Origin of the sequence: Rossellomorea vietnamensis NBRC 101237 (assembly GCF_001591825.1) — a bacterium.
GTDB lineage: Bacteria > Bacillota > Bacilli > Bacillales > Bacillaceae_B > Rossellomorea > Rossellomorea vietnamensis.
Genome location: NZ_BCVQ01000010.1, coordinates 97,347 through 115,150, shown reverse-complemented (window position 1 = coordinate 115,150; position 17,804 = coordinate 97,347). Strand labels below are relative to the sequence as shown.

Genomic DNA, 17,804 nt, shown 5'->3' with positions numbered 1-17,804 from the left:
ACCTTCCGCTCCAATCAACTATTTAAAAATGTTTTAAACAACTTGAATAAATGTCTATATTACTTCGAATTTTTTAAGGCTGAAGTGATTGTTTATAGTTGTAGAATTGTTAAAGTTAAATGCTCTTAATTCTTTAAAGATTTTTGAGAAGCATTTAGCTCTGTCACCAATAGCTTAATAAGAGGGTGTGAGGAGCTGCGTAGACTCCTACGGAAAAACGGTCGTGTCGAGACCCGGAAGCGAATTGTGCTGAGGAGGCTCGGCCGAACGTCCGTGGAAAGCGAAGCAGTTCCCCTCACCCTGTAGCTCACACTCGTTGACAGGGCTACAGATCATAGGAAGTGAAAAAACAACAATATTTGAAGGATTTCACAAATATGTACCACTATTATCCTTATACTTCTGCTATTCTTTAAGTAGTAAACGGAGGTAAGGGTATAGTATGAGACGATTTGTGTTCACTTTTGGTTTTTTGATGATCCTGGTTAGTTGCGGTATTCTCGTCTTCCAATGGATGGGGTTTACGACAGAGAGTGCGGGTGAGTCGGGTATTGTTGAAGTAAGTCAAGACTATTCCATCATTCATAAAGGAGATACGTTTGATGTGACTGAGACGATTCATTTCCCATCGGGCATTCCTTCTGATCCACTCCTGATCAAATGGCCGGTGGGGGCAGGGAACTTTGGCTGTAATGATAAAGAAGAAAACAATTGTTTGACGAAAGAAAACGGTGAATTTTATGTTAAGACCTTGAATCAGGATCCTCAGGAAATCACCATCACCTATTCATTAAAGCACTCGATGAAAGCTGACAGTGTACCTTTAAGAAATTGGTATCCTGTACTTTCCGGGGTTTCAACCCTCAAAACGGACATTGAGTTAACGGAAAAGAGCTTAAGGAACGGAAAATGGATTGCGGGGTATCCTTCATCCAACCATAAAAAGTTGGATTATATCGATTACTATTTCTTCAGTGGCAGAGGGGAACCTTCAGATTTAGTGTGGACAAAAGAATCGCTGAAAGAAAGCGGGTCGCGAGCAGTAAAGGTATTGACTGGGGAAGGGGATCCAGTCGATCTTGATCAGTTGGATTCATTCGAATCCGCTGACGGCTTTGTGACTGTTCTCATTTCAAAAAAAATTAAACCTTTTAAGTCCCCCCATCTCATCGTTTTGAATGATGCTTATGGAGAAGAAGTGAAAAGGATAAGGCAAAGCTTATTGTACCAAACACTGTCCTCAAGGGATGAAGATGCCTGGTTGAAGGAATTGGTTGTCAGTATCCTCCTCAATGAGCCTCCAAACGCTGCCAAACCGGCATGGGCATACAAGCAGTTAAAAGAAGGTCTGAGCCCCTCCGAGTGGGATGATCTTAGACACAGGGTAAGGAACCAAACCGTAGACCATAACATGTTGGATGATGCAGTCAGTAACGTGACGGGGTTCAATTGTTCATTTTTTGCTGACAGTGTGAAAGGAAATGAGCATCCTTTGCTTATTTTGAAGGCTAGTAAGCCGATAATAGTCAATCAAAAATCAATTCAGTTATCATACGTTTCTTATCAGCAAAAGGAATATGTTCAATTCCCTGAGGCAGTCGAGGCCATGGGGAACGAAATGAAAGAACTGCAGCCTGGCGTGTACTTCACTACAGTAGAGGGTAATACTTTAAGGTTTTATCTAAATGAAGATTATTTTATTTACAATGAAGAAAATTACGGATTATTGGGAAAGCCGGTTCAAACGATAGGGGATACCACCTATATGGATACCCATTGGTTTGAAAAATTGTTCAATGCGGAAGTGAAGAACAAGAAAAATGCAATCGAAATCTTAAAGGAAACGTAAAAAGCCCTGCAGAACTTTCTGCAGGGTCCTTCTATATCCATCTCTGGAAAGAAGGCAAAGGGAGAGGAGAAACCGGAGGAAGAACTTATGGGGAATCGTAAGTCTTCTCCGCGGTTGGCAACAACATCAGTTAGGATGCTGTTACTCTCATTATCACCTATCAAAATGATTTTATACATGTTTGATGCAAATTCTGAATGTGGCGATATGTGTCGAGATATGATAGGATAGGGAGGAAAAAATACATATATGGTGGATGATTATGAGAGTCATATCAGGTACGTTAAAGGGCAGGCCGTTAAAAGCTGTTCCTGGAAGTGGAACAAGGCCCACAACAGATAAGGTGAAAGAATCGATATTTAATATGTTGGGTCCCTATTTTGAAGGCGGGACAGGATTGGATTTGTTTGCAGGAAGCGGCGGTCTGGGCATTGAAGCATTAAGCCGTGGACTCGATTCCGTCATCTTTGTGGATAGGGATCAGAAGGCTTTCCAAACGGTAAAGGCCAATCTTAAAGACTGTGATCTGATGGACCAAAGTGAAGTATATCGAAATGAAGCTACAAGAGCGTTAAAGGCGATACTAAAAAGAGAAATAGTCTTTGACTACATATTCCTGGATCCCCCTTACAAACAGCAGAAACTTCAACAACTCCTGGAGTTCATCGAAGAACACAACCTTCTGAATGAAAGCGGTTTCGTCATGTGTGAACATGGATCTGAAATAACATTGGAAGATAAAGTGGGGAGCTTGAAGAAGGTAAGGGAAGAGACCTATGGAATCATCAGGATATCGATATTTTCCAGGGGAGAATGATTGAGGATTACGATAAAGAGCTGGAGGTAAATATATGCCAAGTATAGCAGTTTGTCCGGGAAGCTTTGATCCCATTACATATGGACATTTGGATATTATTACACGGGGTGCCAAAGTATTTGATGAAATGTACGTGGTAGTATTAAATAATTCTTCTAAAAAACCACTCTTTTCGGTTGAAGAACGAATCGAATTGATTCGGGAAGTCACCAGGGATATACCAAATGTGGTAGTCGATTCATTTCAAGGCTTGTTGGTCGATTATGCGAAGAGTGTGAATGCAAAAGCAATCATCAGGGGATTAAGGGCGGTATCGGACTTCGAATATGAAATGCAGATTACGTCCATGAACCGGGTACTGGATGATGAAATTGAAACGTTCTTCATCATGACGAATAATCAGTATTCTTTCTTAAGCTCGAGTATTGTCAAAGAAGTGGCTAAATACGGAGGCGATATCTCTGAACTTGTACCGAAGCGTGTAGAAGAATCATTAAAGGCGAAATATCAGCGTGACTAACCATACAGGGTTGATCCAACTATTGACCATATTTCTTCACTAACTGTGAAATCGGTCTAAGTGGATCAACCCTGTTTTTCAATGATTCACATGTTTTCGTGCATATAGAACCATGTATAGGATCAGACTTGAAATCGTGATGATGGGACCTGCCGTCTTGAACCAATAGAGCATGTCGGTCCAAAATGCGTCGTTGTGCCTGGCGAATACCGGGATGGCGTTGGAAAGCTGCTCATCGGAAAACCTCTCATAAATGGGCTTCCAAATGAGAATGGTCGTGACGGATGCGGCAAATCCGTGAACTATGCGAGCGTAAAAGAAAGGCTTAAATCGAATATCCGTATCTGCCAGGATACTTGCGACCTGTGCCTGGACGCTGAAACCGCTGAAACCTAATATAAAGCTTGTGATGATCGCTTGGTGGAGGAGGGTGGCTTCCGTTACACCGCTTGTGAGTTTTGAACCCAATGTGATTTCAAAGAGTCCTGAAATAAATGGGATACTTAATTGGTCGGGTAATTGCAGAAGGATAAATAAAGCCGATAGACCTTCGGCAAAAAAGGTTGTGATGTTTAAGTGGTACAGCATTTTATTAATGACAGAAAATAAGATGATGAATCCACCGATCATTAACAACGTTTGAATGGATGAAGTGACGGCATCCCCCAGTAGTTTGCCGATGGGACGTTTGTCCTGTAACCTTGTCCGGTGAAGTGCCGAGAATGCTTCCCGGAGGATGAAACCCTTCCTTTTTGTCTGGCGGCTTCTGATTTCCTCTTTCTCTTTAACCCCGTAGAATCTCATGACGATGCCTACGCATATATTCCCGATATAATGTGCAGCGGCTAACACAATCCCAAGGGTCGCGTTTTGGAAGAATCCGACAGAAACAGCCCCGAATATAAATAGCGGATTGGAAGAGTTCGTGAATGAAACGAGTCTTTCCCCTTCCAGTTTTGTAATCTGTTTTTCCTGGCGCAAACGGGCTGTCAATTTAGCTCCTGCGGGAAAGCCTGATGCCATACCCATCGCCCACACAAATCCACCAACTCCCGGAACCCGGAATAATGGTCTCATCAAGGGCTCAAGCATGACACCTATAAACCGGACAACCCCAAATCCGATCAGCATTTCAGATACAATGAAAAACGGCAATAGGGATGGAAAGACGATTTCCCACCACATGTCCAAACCTCTGATGGATGCCTCCAATGATTCCCCGGGCATCAAGATGAGAGAGGTGGCAAATACCGTCACACTTATGGATAAAGCCAAGGTTTTGATTTTAGATTTGAACAACAGGACTTCCTCCCCTAAAAAATAGTTCCTTCTATTTCAATTCCTTGTGAAATGGGAAAAGAATGATAAAATGAGATTAATTCAACTTGTCCTCATATTATCCAATATACTCATACATACTTGAAATAGACCATATGATGAATAGACCGATGACTCGGGAAAAGGGGGAAGGGCATGGGTAGACCAAAGATCGGATTAGCCCTCGGCTCGGGTGGCGCAAGGGGATTTGCTCATTTAGGTGTCTTGAAAGCCTTTGATGATGCCAACATACCGATTGATATGATTGCAGGCAGCAGCATGGGGGCGCTCGTCGGCTGCTTTTATGGGGTGGGTCACAAGATGGAAGACCTATACAAGCTTTCCACTACCTTCAGAAGGAAGTATTATCTGGACTTTACCGTTCCGAAAATGGGGTTCATATCTGGCAAGAGAATAAAAGAGTTCATTCAGCTCTTTACCCATAATAAAAATATTGAAGAATTAAATATCCCTGTAAGTGTTGTGGCAACTGACATTACAAACGGAGAAAAAGTCATCTTTACCACCGGTCCAATAGCAAGCGCAGTCCGGGCAAGTATCGCTATACCGGGTATTTTTGTGCCTGAAAGGATAAATGGCCGTCTATTGGTGGACGGAGGGGTCATTGACCGGGTGCCGGTTTCCGTGGTGAAAGAAATGGGAGCGGACATTGTAATCGGGGTCGATGTGTCCCATGTGAAACGTAATGCAGAAATCACCACCATCTATGACGTGATTATGCAAAGCATTGATATTCTCCAACTGGAAATCGTCGCTCACCGTGAATTTGCTTCTGATTTCATGATCAGACCACATGTAGAAATGTACAGCACCAGAGCTTTTAAAAATATTGAAGAAATCATCGATATGGGAGAAGAAGAAGCAAAGAAGGCTATTCCTTCCATCAAGGAAGCTCTGGACAATTGGAAGGAGTAAAAAATATATGAAAACAAAAACGCTGATAAAAACCCTGCTGATCATGACCATCATTATGGTCGCCACTTCTTTTTATTATCTTCCTTTCTATGTTACGAAACCCGGGAATGCACATGAACTTGATCCAATCGTCCACGTCGAGAATGGATATGATGACGATGGGGAACTGATGCTGACAACCGTCAGGATGGGAAGGGCGAATATATATGCCTATCTGATGGCGAGCATAAGGAAATATGAATATATCTTTCCGGTTGAGGAGATCAGAAGTCCGCATGAAAGCGATGAAGAATACAATCTTCGCCAACTTCAGCTCATGAATAATTCCCAAACCCATGCCATTGAAGTGGCCTATAAAAAAGCAGGCAAACCGTATGAATATAAATATAAAGGGATTTATGTATTAAATATATACCCGGATATGCCGGCTGAAAAAGTGTTGAAACCTGGCGACCGGATCACCGCCATAGACGGTCAAACGTTTCAGTCGTCACAAGAATTCATTGATTACGTAAGTGGGAAAACAAAAGGGGATAAAGTGGATATCACATTCGTCAGGAATAAAGAGGAAAAGGTTGAAACGATCCCGCTTGAAGCATTTCCCGATGTCCCTGATAAGATTGGCCTCGGCATCACATTAAGTGATGATAAAGAAATCATAACAGATCCACCCGTAAAGCTTCAGACCGAGGAAATAGGGGGACCTTCCGCCGGATTGATGTTCAGTTTGGAAATCTATGACCAACTGACGAAGGGAGATCTGGCTAAAGGGCACAGGATTGCCGGGACCGGGACGATTTCAGAGGATGGTGTGGTCGGTCGTATCGGAGGCATCGAACAAAAAATCATTGCTGCTGATAAAGCGGATGCCGAATACTTCCTTGCACCGGATGAAACCATTACAAAAGAAATGAAGAAAAAATACCCTGATCTTGAATCCAACTATACCGCTGCGAAACGAACAGCTGAAGATATCGGTACGGATATGAAAGTGATACCCGTAAAAACATTTGATGAAGCATTGTCCTTCCTCAAATCGATCGAAAACTGAACAAAGAGACTGCCTTCAATACGGGGGGCAGTCTCTTTGTTTGAATCACATTGTTATGACATCATAATAGGGGGTTGGGACCATTCTTGTCGTAGAAGTCTTTTGCGTGCGTCTGGATCCTGCAGGCCCAATGAATAGATTTCCGCAGCCTTGATATCTAAATGGATATCATGTGGGTCTGCACTGGATAGCTTGCTGATCAAAGGGAGGGACAGATTCTTTTTCCGGGAGTGGATGAATTCCCTTCCCTTGGTATTCATACCGAGAAGACGGATATAACGAGGAGAGTCATGCCGGCTCCTCATTTCTTCTTTATGTGTATCGGTTAGTACATGAAGGAGCATTCTTTGAAGGCGTGTCCACGTGTATCGCTTGGTCTTAAGCTTCGTCATGAATTCTTCAAAGGATAAGCAAGACTTCGCATACTCTACCATCCGGTTTTCTATTCCCTCTTCTATTTCATATATATCCCTCAACTCAGATTTTGAAGAGGAAAGAAGCTTATATTGAAGCAGGGTCCAATAACTCTCCCACCTGTGTAATCCACCAAACTCGCCTTTATATCTTTCCAGTTCCTGCACAGAACTGGCAGGAAGATAAGATTCGATCTCGTGGTTCCCTCGGGTACTGAATATACTTTTGCGAATGCTGGTTGCACTGGCAATGGAAGGGGAAGAGAAATGTTCATCATGGTAACCGGCTGATTCCCGGGTAATCGTATACGCTTCCAATGAAGACCCAAGCTGATTCCTTGCCTCCAAATAGTGAAATCCCAAAATATTGTTGGGTTTACTTAAATCGATGACAGAATCCTGATTTCCCAATTTCCGAAAGGCACCGGCCAGTGCTGAGGGATAGCTCATCCCTTCCTGGATAAATTCCTTTATGTACGTATCGTATTGCTCCTGGTGTGTTTGGATGAATTGAATCGTCTTTAAGAACGCATCAATATCCCCATCTTCACTACCGAAACAGAAGCTTTCACAGCCAAATCGGTCCAGGAGTGAAATCGCCCCTTTTGAAAAAATTTCCGCATGCTGTGTCGCAAAACAATACGGAAGCTCTATCACGACATCCACTCCTGACTCCAGTGCCATCCTCGTACGGGCCCATTTTGAAACAAGTGCAGGCTCACCACGCTGGAGGAAGTGCCCACTCATCACGGCAACCACAACATCCGCCCCGGTAGCGGCCCTTGTTTCCCTCAAATGATGCAAATGTCCATTATGAAACGGATTATACTCCACAACTACCCCTGTCGCCTTCATAAAAACCCACAACCTTTCCATAATCAGTCTCATATTCTTTATAATAGTAGAAAATAAAAGTACCTAAATATCATTTTTTATTGAATCTAACTAAATATAACATATTTAATGATTCTGCCTTTCAGTTAGATTGGAAAGACTATTCTTTAGAATCAAAGAGTGGATCGTAGCGGAAGCCACTTGACTCCTGCGGGAAATAGAGGAAAGGTCAAGACCCCGCAGGGCAATAGCCCGAGGAGGCTTGACTTCCTCCCCGAGGAAAGCAAGTGGCTGCAGCGGAGAGGAACGGTCACTGTTTTATTATAAGCCCAATTAAGCATCTCAATTGAATGACTCATAACGAATATAATAAAATATTTGAAAGTCCTTATATTTAAACGTTATAATTACAACACTATGGTTAAAGAGAGTGTAAAGAAAAAATATTGACAAACGGTATTATGAAAGCTATAATTACCTTTGTTGCCTTGAGGTGATTACATTGAAATGGTCAATAATCCAATTACAAAAATTCAGAGACAAGGGACTTTCCATAGACGAAACGATTAATTTGGACGAACTGAAAGAAGTCGATCCCCAAATTATAGAAGTCTCACCTATTCGGGTGTCCGGAAAGGCGGATATCGGTTCAAACCGTGTCACTTTTCATCTTCATATAGAAGGAAAGTTAGTCCTGCCTTGCTCAAGAACCCTTGTGGATGTCGATTTACCAGTTGACATCAATACGATTGAAACGTATCTTCTAAATGAAGCTGATTATGATCAGTATGAGGAAGAAGAAGTACATCGTATACAAGGTGATGTTATTGATTTAAAACCGGCTATCAGAGAATTGCTGTTACTTGAGATTCCGATGCAGGTAATCAGTGATGAAGCGAGAGAACAAGATGAGATGCCTTCCGGTAAGAACTGGGAAGTGATGACCGAAGAACAGGCTCATGAAGTCGAACAAGAGGAAGAGAAGAAAGTAGATCCTCGACTCGCTGACTTAGCAAAACTTCTTGATCAAAACAAGAACTCTTAAAAGCGAAGTACCAGCTCGACTGGCTTCATAATGAGTATGAATCTCTTTTAAGGAGGTGGGAAGAATGGCAGTACCTTTTAGAAGAACTTCTAAAACAGCAAAAAGACAACGTCGTACACACTTCAAACTAAGTGTACCTGGTATGGTAGCATGCCCAAACTGTGGTGAGATGAAACTAGCACACCGTGTTTGTAAAGAGTGCGGAACGTATAAAGGAAAAGAAGTTGTAAGCAAATAATCGCTTACACCGCTAAAAAGCGTGAAGAGACCATGGCTCTTCACGCTTTTTTGTCGTATCTATAGAAAAGGTCTGTTCAATGGATCGGAAACACCATACACTAAATGTAAGATAAAAGGGGGCTTTAGAAGTGGGAGAATATGTATTACATATGAACAATGAGGGAATATTGGAATTTATCATTGATCGCCCGGATAAACGAAACGCTGTTAGCTACGAAATCATGAATGGACTTCAGAAGGTGATGGATGAGTGCGTTCAAAACGAACATGTAAAAGCGCTCATCATAACCGGAAGCGGAGATCGTGCTTTTTGTTCCGGGGGAGACTTGTCGCAGTTCCACAATCTGAAAACAGAAGGAGAAAGCTACGAAATGCTCAGTAAAATGGGCAGCCTCCTTACGAGACTCGCCTTTCTTCCGAAACCAACCATTGCCTTCATCAATGGCACTGCCATTGGAGGGGGATGTGAGATCGCCGCTGCGTGTGATTTCCGAGTAGCAAGAAGAACCGCGAAGATGGGGTTCGTTCAAGGGAATCTTGCCATCACCACCGGATGGGGAGGAGGGACCCTTCTCCTTGAAAGAATTCCTGTCTCCAAAGCCATGTCTCTTTTAATGACGGCACGTCTGGAACAGGCAGAAGCACTTCATGAAATGGGGTTCGTAGATGAAGTGGTGGATGAAATGGTACCTGTACATGAAGTACCATTTATTCAGATGATTTCGTCTAAGTCTGCAGGAGTCTTGAAGGCATATAAACGGCAACTCCTTAATCAATGGAATACAAAGAGGATAGAAGCCAATATCCTGGAGGAAATCAAACACTGCTCCAAACTGTGGGCACAGGATGAGCATCACAAAGCAGTTGATCGATTTTTATCTAAATAGTTCATGAATGTAAAAGGAGCAGGTGAAAACCGGTTCCTTTTTTGTATGTTAAAAATAGTGATGCTGATTCTATCTTCTCTAGTAAGAGCATATGTATGGAGAAACTGACGAAACAGGGGGGATGGATATGTCTTCAAATAGACAGGATGCCTGGAGCCAGGATGAAGATGTGTTGTTAGCGGAAGTGGTATTGCGTCATATACGTGAAGGTGGGACTCAGCTGCAAGCGTTTGAAGAAGTAGGGAAAAAACTATCAAGGACATCCGCGGCATGCGGCTTTCGTTGGAATTCATTTGTTCGTAAACAATATAAATCCGGTATAGAACTGGCAAAGAAACAGAGAAAGCAATCAAAAAAATATTCTCCGCCAAAGAAGACCTTTGAAGAGAAGCAGGAAATCCCGACGGTTGAATGTGCGTCGGAGTCTCCGGAAGCTTTTTCGATGGGAAGCATGATACAGTACCTTCAAAAAGCAGAGGAAGCCGTCCGTAACGAGGAGAAAGTACGAAATGAAAACAATCAGCTTCACGAACAAATCTCACAACTGCAGGAAAAGCTTAAAGCAACAGAAGAAGAGTTGAAAGAGTATGAAGAAAAATTCAATCTCCTTGAAGAAGATCATAAATCTTTATTAGCCATCTTTGAAAAAGCGAGAAAGATGGCCCTGCTACAAGGAAATGAAGACAAAGTAAAATTCCAGATGGATAAGAACGGCAATTTACAAAGATTGAATAAATGAAATGAAAAAGGCTGACTCGAGTGTACTTGAGCAAGCCTTTTTCGTATATTAACTGATTTTCTGTTCTTTGACCCCTTCAGGGAACCATACGTATGGATTTTCACCTAAATCTCTTTCCACTTCGTATGTTACGGCTTCAAACCCCATCTTCTCCCAGAAACCTTGAGATTTGATCCGGGAGTTTGTCTTGATCGGCAATCCAAAGGTCTTGGCGAATTCCACTAATTCTTTTCCGTAGCTTTTATTCTGGTATTTTGGCAATACTTCAAGCTTCCAAAGCTCCAGGTAATTTTGGGGAGGATCGAAGTATTGATCAAAACGGGCATTGCGTTGATAAAGACTCATTCTGGCAACCAGAGTATCCCCGAAGTAAATTCCGTAAAACGGAGATTCGCTATCGTTTTCAATGATATTCGCCTGCAGGTCCTCAAGCATGGATAATTCCTGTACACCATATTCTTTAAATTTTTTAAACTCTTCAAGAGTTTTATAGTTTACTTTTAATTTTTCCACTTTTACTGCCATAGTATGACCTCCTAAAAATGCTGAAAAATGATTCTTTGAATACAATAAGAATGTTGTATCCGTTTGCAATTCATTTACTATTAGAACTAGTATTTATTATTATTATATAACAAAATAACAAAAAATTCTGCACTTAATTAAGAAAACGTTTACAATGGAGAAGAAGGATTTCGACGATTTTTGTAGAATTCGTATTATGAACAGGTGTGTTCCATGAAGAAAGGGGAGAGATTGTGCAGAAGATATTAATTGCAAACAGGGGAGAAATCGCTTCTAGGATCATCAAAACATGTAAACAATTAAACATTCAAACAGTCGCGGTTTATTCAGATGCAGATCAGGATATGCCCTTTGTGAAAGAAGCGGATGTTGCATTCCGCATAGGTGAATCACAAGTGAACCGTTCATACTTAGTGGTGGACAATATATTGGATGTTGCAAAGAAGGAGAAAGTGGATGGAATCCATCCTGGGTACGGCCTGCTCTCGGAAAATGCCGACTTCGCGAAGAGGGTTTCCGAAGAGGGGATTACTTTTATTGGTCCTGCCCATGACATCATTGAGAAAATGGGAGATAAGGTAGAGGCAAGAAGAGTGATGCAGGATGCGTCTGTTCCTGTAGTACCTGGAAGCGACGGAGGAGTCGGTACCATAGAGGCTGCTAAAGAGGTTGCGAATGACATCGGCTACCCCGTGATGCTGAAGGCAAGTGGCGGCGGCGGCGGGATCGGTATGATCCGCTGTGAAAATGAGCAAGCGCTCGTTCAAAGCTTCGATTCTACTAAAAACCGTGCTAAAGCCTATTTCGGGAAAGAGGAAGTCTTCCTCGAGAAATGTATAGAGAATGCGAGACATGTAGAAGTACAAATCTTTGGTGACCACCATGGAAATCTCGTTCATCTATTCGAGCGGAATTGTTCCGTACAACGAAGAAATCAGAAAGTGATAGAGGAATCACCTTCTCCCGGCCTATCTCAAGAAACGAAGGAGAAGATGTTCAACGCTGCCATAAAGGCTGGAAAAGCAGTGAATTATACGAATGCAGGAACGGTGGAGTTTATCGTTGATGAAGAGGAGAATTTTTACTTCCTTGAAATGAATACCCGCCTGCAAGTAGAGCATCCGGTCACTGAAACGATCACGGGGCTCGATCTCGTGAAGTGGCAGCTGCTGGTAGCAAGCGGAGAGCCTCTGCCCCTTTGCAGGCAGGAAGAAATCCAGAATTCCGGTCATGCGATTGAGTTCAGGGTGTATGCTGAAGATCCAAAGACGTTTTACCCCTCTCCAGGCAAGCTGACAGAATTGGAATGGGGTCAAGGTGAAGGTGTCCGGATTGACAGCGGATACGAAAAGGGGAACAATGTGACCCCCTTCTATGATCCGATGATATCCAAGTGTATCATCCAGGGGAATGACCGTCAGGATGCGCTGGACAAGGCAAAGCTTTTCTTTGCGGGGGTAACGGTTGAAGGGGTCAAAACCAATGTCAGTCTCTTCAGGGATATACTTGAAGACAACGGGTTTAAAGATGGATCATATACGACCAAATGGCTCCAGGACTTTTTGACAGCCAACCGTACGTAATGTTGGTGCGGAATGATCCGCACCTCAATCAAACATAAGAAGACAAACAGGAGGAATCAATCATGAAGGAAATCACATCAACAATGGCAGGTACGGTACTGAATGTATTAGTGGAACAAGGTGGAGAGGTGTCGAGCGGAGATACTGTTCTAATGCTCGAATCTATGAAAATGGAAATTCCCGTTGAAGCTGAAGCTGCCGGGAAAGTCACAGAGATTAAAGTAAATGTAGGGGACTTCGTGAATGAAGGCGATGTATTACTAATAATCGAAGGATAATCCGGGTAAGACAATGAGTCAGAAATCGTTTGCGGTTTCTGGCTTGTTTATGAGCCGTTCTTGTATTTTTACATAAAACGACGGAGGGGATAATATGTCAACATCTAAAACGATCATCAATACTCTTGAAGAAACAAGGGAAAGAATTGCTTCCGGTGGTCAGCCTAAATATCATGAGAAATTGAAAGAACAGAAAAAGATGTTTGTCCGGGATCGCCTGCAACAATTATTTGATAATGGGGATTATCAGGAAGATGGGATGTTTGCCAATAATAAGGCGGACGACTTACCGGCTGATGGTGTAGTGACGGCGATTGGAAAAGTAGGGGGGCAGACTGTGTGCGTCATGGCCAATGATTCCACGGTTAAAGCCGGATCCTGGGGTGCGAGGACGGTTGAGAAAATCATCCGGATCCAGGAAACGGCCCTTAATTTAAAAGTGCCTATCTTTTATTTAGTGGACTCTGCAGGTGCACGTATCACCGATCAGTTAGATATGTTCCCGAATCGTCGGGGGGCAGGCAAAATATTTCATAACCAAGTGAAGATGTCCGGGATGGTTCCGCAGATTTGTGTCCTTTTTGGACCATCAGCAGCCGGAGGAGCATATATTCCTGCATTCTGCGACATCGTCATCATGGTGGATGGGAATGCGTCCATGTATCTTGGCTCGCCTCGGATGGCGGAAAAGGTGATTGGGGAGAAAGTGACCCTTGAAGAAATGGGCGGTGCAAGAATGCATTGTACGGTCAGTGGTTGTGGTGACCTGCTTGCGGCTTCCGAAGAGGAGGCAATTGAAGAAGCGAAAAGGTATTTAGGTTATTTCCCGGCCAATTATCAACAGAAGCCCAAGGTGCTTGAGGGACTTGCGCCTAAACATGAAAAGCTTCTCGAAGACATCATCCCTGAACATCAAAATGCTCCATTCAATATGTATGATTGCATCGATACGTTGATTGATGAAGGAAGCTTCTTTGAAATGAAAAAGCTATTCGCTCCTGAATTGATTACAGGTTTCGGGCGACTTGACGGTAAGGTAGTAGGGATCATTGCCAATCAACCGAAAGTGAAGGGTGGAGTCCTTTTCCATGATTCCGCGGATAAAGGCGCTAAATTTATTCAATTATGCGATGCTTTCCATATTCCTTTGTTGTTCCTTGCTGATGTACCTGGATTCATGATCGGGACCAAGGTGGAAAGAGCGGGTATTATCCGCCACGGTGCAAAATTGATAGCAGCCATGAGTTCGGCAACGGTAACGAAAATTTCTGTGATCGTAAGGAAAGCTTATGGAGCAGGTTTATATGCCATGGCAGGTCCTGCTTTCGACCCAGATGTCTGTATTGCCCTTCCTACGGCTCAAATTGCCGTAATGGGTCCTGAGGCTGCGGTGAATGCCGTATATTCCAACAAGATCCAGGCAATCGAAGATCCGAAAGAAAGAATTCAATATGTCCAGGAAAAACAGAAGGAATATAAAGAGTATATCGACATTTATAAATTGGCTTCTGAATTAATTGTAGATGAAATCACCGCCCCGAATGAATTGCGATCCGTATTGATCCAGCGTTATAAGCTTTATGAAACAAAGGATGTCACGTTCAGTGAAAGAAAACATCCTGTATATCCTGTATAAGGACCTATCAGTGCCGGGCTCGTTCCTTTTGAACGGGCCCTTTCTTTCGAAAAGGATTGATTCTTTCTGCCTATAATCGTTTTCTCACTCAGAAAAATTTGGTAAAATGTTCATAAACGATGAAAAAGAAGGAGTTAGTATGAAAATTGGAATCATTGGAGGAGGAGCGGTCGGCCTTTTATTTGCCGGTTATCTTGGCCGGTTATTTGATGTAACCCTTATCGTTCGGAGGGAGTCTCAAGTCCGCTCACTGTTGGAAAATGGGGTTACCATCTATAAAGAAGGGTCGGCCATCACAACCAGGGTAGGAGCCGTACAAGAAACCGAAACGGAGAAGGAATTCGACCTTGTGATTGTGGCCGTAAAGGAATATGATCTCCCGTTTCTTAGAAAGGAACTCGTCGAACTCGGAGTTCACGTGCCCCTACTGTTTGTTCAAAATGGAATAGGTCATGTTGATTGGGTGAAATCATTGCCTCATCGGCATCTGGTCGCGGGCTCGGTGGATCATGGGGCCATGAAGGAAAATGATGCCGCCGTTCACCATTTAGGGGAAGCAGAGACGAATATTGCGTTAATTAGAGGGAATTGGCATGTGATAGAAGAAATAGTATCTAAGAGTACTGATTCCTTCCGGTTTTCAATCCGGAAAGACTTCGAGAAAATGCTCCTGACTAAGTTATTCGTCAACGTATCAATCAACCCCCTCACAGCTTTAACGGGTGTGACGAACGGTAAGCTTGTTGAAAACCCTTATTTCCATGGATTACAGAAGGAATTATTTAACGAGATGCTTCTCTTATTTCCTCAAATGAAAGGGAATATTTCCTTCGAAAAAGTAGTCGATATCTGCCGGAATACATATCAGAACAGATCTTCCATGTTAAAAGACATAGAATCACAAAGAAAGACGGAAATTGAATCGATCATTGGCGTCCTTTTGGACAAAGCCCAAAAAGAACACCATTTTGTACCCATCATGAATCTACTTTACAAATTAGTTAAAGGAATAGAAAGAGAAGGTCTGGGGGGATAAAATGGCTTCCATTTTTTCGACGATCATTGCCATTTTCGTTATGATTCCATTTTTGGGGTATTTCATCAGTTTTATTCTTGCTAAGGAAATCTTAAAGAGTCACCGGAGAGCTGTGCATATCGCCATTGATATTACGACATTTCTCTTGATTGTATCTGTTCATTTCATTGTCATTGCCATATGGAGGACATCCTATCTGTGGCTCATTTTTATTGTGATCTGTTCAATCGGGGTGCTGTTTGCCATCATGTATTGGAAAGCAAAGGGTGAGATCGACTACCCAAAAGTGCTCAGAGGATTCTGGCGGGTGAACTTCCTTTTATTTTTTACTGCCTATATCACGTTGATGATCACGGGCCTCATCCTCCGAATCCTGGAACTGTATTAAAATTCAGCAGGCAAGTTTTTTCCTTTTCCTTATGTGGAATGATATACTCATCGTTAGGATATCAAGAGCTAGAAAAGGAGTAATTCATATGGAATTGGAAAGCTTAAACATTCCAGCAATAAATCAGTTTGCGTCTAAATATTTAAAACAAGAAGAGCCTGTCACTTCTTTTTTTCATTATAATATCAATAACCCATCCGTTTACGAGGAACGGATGAAGGATTTAGAATCACGTACTTTCCCTCGGGAGGGTCTCTCAGAATGTATCTCTTCCTATATGAAAGGCCTGCCTTCTTCAGATAAAGTAGAAGAGGCACTTGAGAAACTGAGGGATAATGCGGTGACCGTCGTGGCGGGTCAACAGGCAGGTCTATTGACCGGTCCTCTTTATACCATACATAAAATCATATCAGTCATCCAATTGGCCAGGCAGCAGGAAGCGCGCCTTAAGCACCCGGTTGTACCGGTTTTTTGGATAGCAGGTGAAGACCACGATTATCAGGAAGTGAATCATATATACGTTGAAAAAGGGTCGAAGCTTGAAAAGGTGGGGTATCCCGAGAGAGTATTGGAAAAAAAGATGACCTCTCACATAACGTATTCTAATTCAATGATGAAGAAATGGCTTGATGACATTCTCGTTGCTTTAGGAGAAACAGAACATTCAAAACAGCTTTCAGAGGAGCTTCATCAAATGATCGATGAGGAAGAGTCGATCGTCCGCTTCTTTGCCCATATCGTCATGAGTCTATTCAAGGATTTCGGATTACTGGTCATTGATTCCTCCCACCCTCAGCTAAGGAAACTGGAAGCGGCACACTTTCATCATCTGATTGAAAACAGCCAATCGATAACGGATGCGGTCCTTCTGCAGCAGCGTGACATCCGGGAAAGTGGTTTTCACACTCAACTGGAGATCTCTCCTTCTGCCGCCAATCTTTTTCTGCAGATTCAGAATGAACGGGCCTTGTTAGATCGGGATGGGGATACGTTTTTTGAAAAAAATAGCGGAAACACATACTCTTCCGTGGAGTTATTATCTATTTTGGAGAAAAGCCCCCAATCATTCAGTAATAATGTCGTCACAAGACCAATGATGCAGGAATGGTTATTCCCGAACCTGGCGTTCATCGCAGGCCCCGGTGAAATAGCCTACTGGGGAGAATTGAAAAGAGCGTTTGAATATGTAAATTTGAAGATGCCTCCTGTTGTACCAAGGTTAAATATCACCATAGTGGAAAGGGATATAAATAAGAGGATCGACGACCTCCAATTATCCCTTCACGGAGTGATTACAGAAGGGGTAACAACTGCCAGGGATGCCTTTTGGAAATCTCTTGAGCGTCCAGGGATAGAAAAGGAAATGAAAACCATTCAGGATGAACTCGACCGCCGATATGAGGAAATCCGTAAACTGGCCGTCTCGATCGATCAAGGGTTAAATCCGATCCTTGATAAGAATCTTGAATTCCACCATAGTCAGTTCGATTATTTACGCAAAAAAATTGACAAAGCGTTAAAAGACAAGCACTCCTTGATCTTCACCCAATTCACGAAAGTGGAAAACAGTATCAGACCAAATGAAGGACCACAGGAAAGAACCTGGAATGTCCTCTACTTCCTGAACAAATACGGCCCCACTTTCATAAGGGACTTGACCTCTCTGGATTATTCCTTTGATGGCACTCATAAAGTGATCTATATCTGATC

18 protein-coding genes are annotated in these 17,804 nt (G+C 42.7%); 15 read left to right on the top strand and 3 right to left on the bottom strand.

Features of this window, described 5'->3' with window-relative positions:
• Window positions 1-442: 442 nt before the first annotated feature.
• The 3 genes from BVI01S_RS08015 to coaD all read left to right on the top strand — a co-directional run bounded on the left by BVI01S_RS08015 (window position 443) and on the right by coaD (window position 3,186).
• On the top strand, window positions 443-1,849 hold the full coding sequence (locus tag BVI01S_RS08015; protein WP_061809839.1) for a hypothetical protein: 1,407 nt from the start codon (window positions 443-445) through the stop codon (window positions 1,847-1,849).
• A gap of 262 nt (window positions 1,850-2,111) precedes the next feature.
• On the top strand, window positions 2,112-2,666 hold the full coding sequence (gene rsmD, locus BVI01S_RS08010) for a 16S rRNA (guanine(966)-N(2))-methyltransferase RsmD (protein ID WP_034755913.1): 555 nt from the start codon (window positions 2,112-2,114) through the stop codon (window positions 2,664-2,666).
• Window positions 2,667-2,700: 34 nt separating this feature from the next.
• Window positions 2,701-3,186, top strand: coding sequence for a pantetheine-phosphate adenylyltransferase (coaD, locus tag BVI01S_RS08005; protein WP_034755912.1), 486 nt, complete (start codon window positions 2,701-2,703; stop codon window positions 3,184-3,186).
• Between the two features lie 78 nt (window positions 3,187-3,264).
• On the opposite strand, the gene spoVV is transcribed toward coaD, so the two are convergent.
• Window positions 3,265-4,485, bottom strand: a complete 1,221-nt coding sequence (spoVV, locus tag BVI01S_RS08000) for a dipicolinic acid transporter SpoVV (RefSeq protein WP_061809838.1) — start codon at window positions 4,483-4,485, stop codon at window positions 3,265-3,267.
• A gap of 174 nt (window positions 4,486-4,659) precedes the next feature.
• Between spoVV and BVI01S_RS07995 the strand changes: the two genes are divergently transcribed.
• Both BVI01S_RS07995 and BVI01S_RS07990 read left to right on the top strand, forming a co-directional pair.
• Window positions 4,660-5,439 (top strand): patatin-like phospholipase family protein, encoded by a 780-nt coding sequence (locus BVI01S_RS07995; protein WP_034755906.1) that lies wholly within the window; start codon window positions 4,660-4,662, stop codon window positions 5,437-5,439.
• A gap of 7 nt (window positions 5,440-5,446) precedes the next feature.
• Entirely contained in the window at window positions 5,447-6,490 is a 1,044-nt protein-coding gene (locus BVI01S_RS07990; protein WP_061809837.1) for a SepM family pheromone-processing serine protease, read from the top strand.
• 53 nt (window positions 6,491-6,543) lie between these two features.
• On the opposite strand, the gene BVI01S_RS07985 is transcribed toward BVI01S_RS07990, so the two are convergent.
• Entirely contained in the window at window positions 6,544-7,779 is a 1,236-nt protein-coding gene (locus BVI01S_RS07985; RefSeq protein WP_347815208.1) for a nucleotidyltransferase, read from the bottom strand.
• 460 nt (window positions 7,780-8,239) lie between these two features.
• Between BVI01S_RS07985 and BVI01S_RS07980 the strand changes: the two genes are divergently transcribed.
• The 4 genes from BVI01S_RS07980 to BVI01S_RS07965 all read left to right on the top strand — a co-directional run bounded on the left by BVI01S_RS07980 (window position 8,240) and on the right by BVI01S_RS07965 (window position 10,648).
• Entirely contained in the window at window positions 8,240-8,782 is a 543-nt protein-coding gene (locus BVI01S_RS07980; RefSeq protein ID WP_034755901.1) for a YceD family protein, read from the top strand.
• Between the two features lie 64 nt (window positions 8,783-8,846).
• On the top strand, window positions 8,847-9,020 hold the full coding sequence (gene rpmF, locus BVI01S_RS07975) for a 50S ribosomal protein L32 (protein ID WP_034755898.1): 174 nt from the start codon (window positions 8,847-8,849) through the stop codon (window positions 9,018-9,020).
• Between the two features lie 130 nt (window positions 9,021-9,150).
• Window positions 9,151-9,909, top strand: coding sequence for an enoyl-CoA hydratase/isomerase family protein (locus BVI01S_RS07970; protein WP_224520318.1), 759 nt, complete (start codon window positions 9,151-9,153; stop codon window positions 9,907-9,909).
• Window positions 9,910-10,036: 127 nt separating this feature from the next.
• Complete coding sequence (locus BVI01S_RS07965) at window positions 10,037-10,648, top strand: RsfA family transcriptional regulator (RefSeq protein WP_034755895.1); 612 nt, start codon at window positions 10,037-10,039, stop codon at window positions 10,646-10,648.
• A 48-nt stretch (window positions 10,649-10,696) separates the two neighbouring features.
• Here BVI01S_RS07965 and BVI01S_RS07960 read toward each other — a convergent pair whose 3' ends face one another.
• On the bottom strand, window positions 10,697-11,173 hold the full coding sequence (locus tag BVI01S_RS07960) for an N-acetyltransferase (RefSeq protein ID WP_034755893.1): 477 nt from the start codon (window positions 11,171-11,173) through the stop codon (window positions 10,697-10,699).
• Window positions 11,174-11,406: 233 nt separating this feature from the next.
• Between BVI01S_RS07960 and BVI01S_RS07955 the strand changes: the two genes are divergently transcribed.
• From BVI01S_RS07955 to bshC, 6 genes are all read left to right on the top strand, one after another.
• The gene (locus tag BVI01S_RS07955; protein WP_061809836.1) at window positions 11,407-12,756 is read left to right on the top strand and encodes an acetyl-CoA carboxylase biotin carboxylase subunit; all 1,350 of its coding nucleotides are present in this window, start codon (window positions 11,407-11,409) and stop codon (window positions 12,754-12,756) included.
• A gap of 62 nt (window positions 12,757-12,818) precedes the next feature.
• Window positions 12,819-13,034, top strand: a complete 216-nt coding sequence (locus BVI01S_RS07950) for a biotin/lipoyl-binding carrier protein (protein ID WP_034755887.1) — start codon at window positions 12,819-12,821, stop codon at window positions 13,032-13,034.
• Window positions 13,035-13,128: 94 nt separating this feature from the next.
• Window positions 13,129-14,670: an acyl-CoA carboxylase subunit beta gene (locus BVI01S_RS07945; protein WP_061809835.1), complete on the top strand. Its 1,542-nt coding sequence runs from the start codon at window positions 13,129-13,131 to the stop codon at window positions 14,668-14,670.
• A gap of 139 nt (window positions 14,671-14,809) precedes the next feature.
• On the top strand, window positions 14,810-15,706 hold the full coding sequence (locus tag BVI01S_RS07940; protein WP_061809834.1) for a 2-dehydropantoate 2-reductase: 897 nt from the start codon (window positions 14,810-14,812) through the stop codon (window positions 15,704-15,706).
• Window position 15,707: 1 nt separating this feature from the next.
• Window positions 15,708-16,094, top strand: a complete 387-nt coding sequence (locus BVI01S_RS07935) for a DUF3397 domain-containing protein (protein WP_034755879.1) — start codon at window positions 15,708-15,710, stop codon at window positions 16,092-16,094.
• Between the two features lie 88 nt (window positions 16,095-16,182).
• Window positions 16,183-17,802: a bacillithiol biosynthesis cysteine-adding enzyme BshC gene (gene bshC / locus BVI01S_RS07930; protein ID WP_244886903.1), complete on the top strand. Its 1,620-nt coding sequence runs from the start codon at window positions 16,183-16,185 to the stop codon at window positions 17,800-17,802.
• Window positions 17,803-17,804 lie beyond the last annotated feature (2 nt).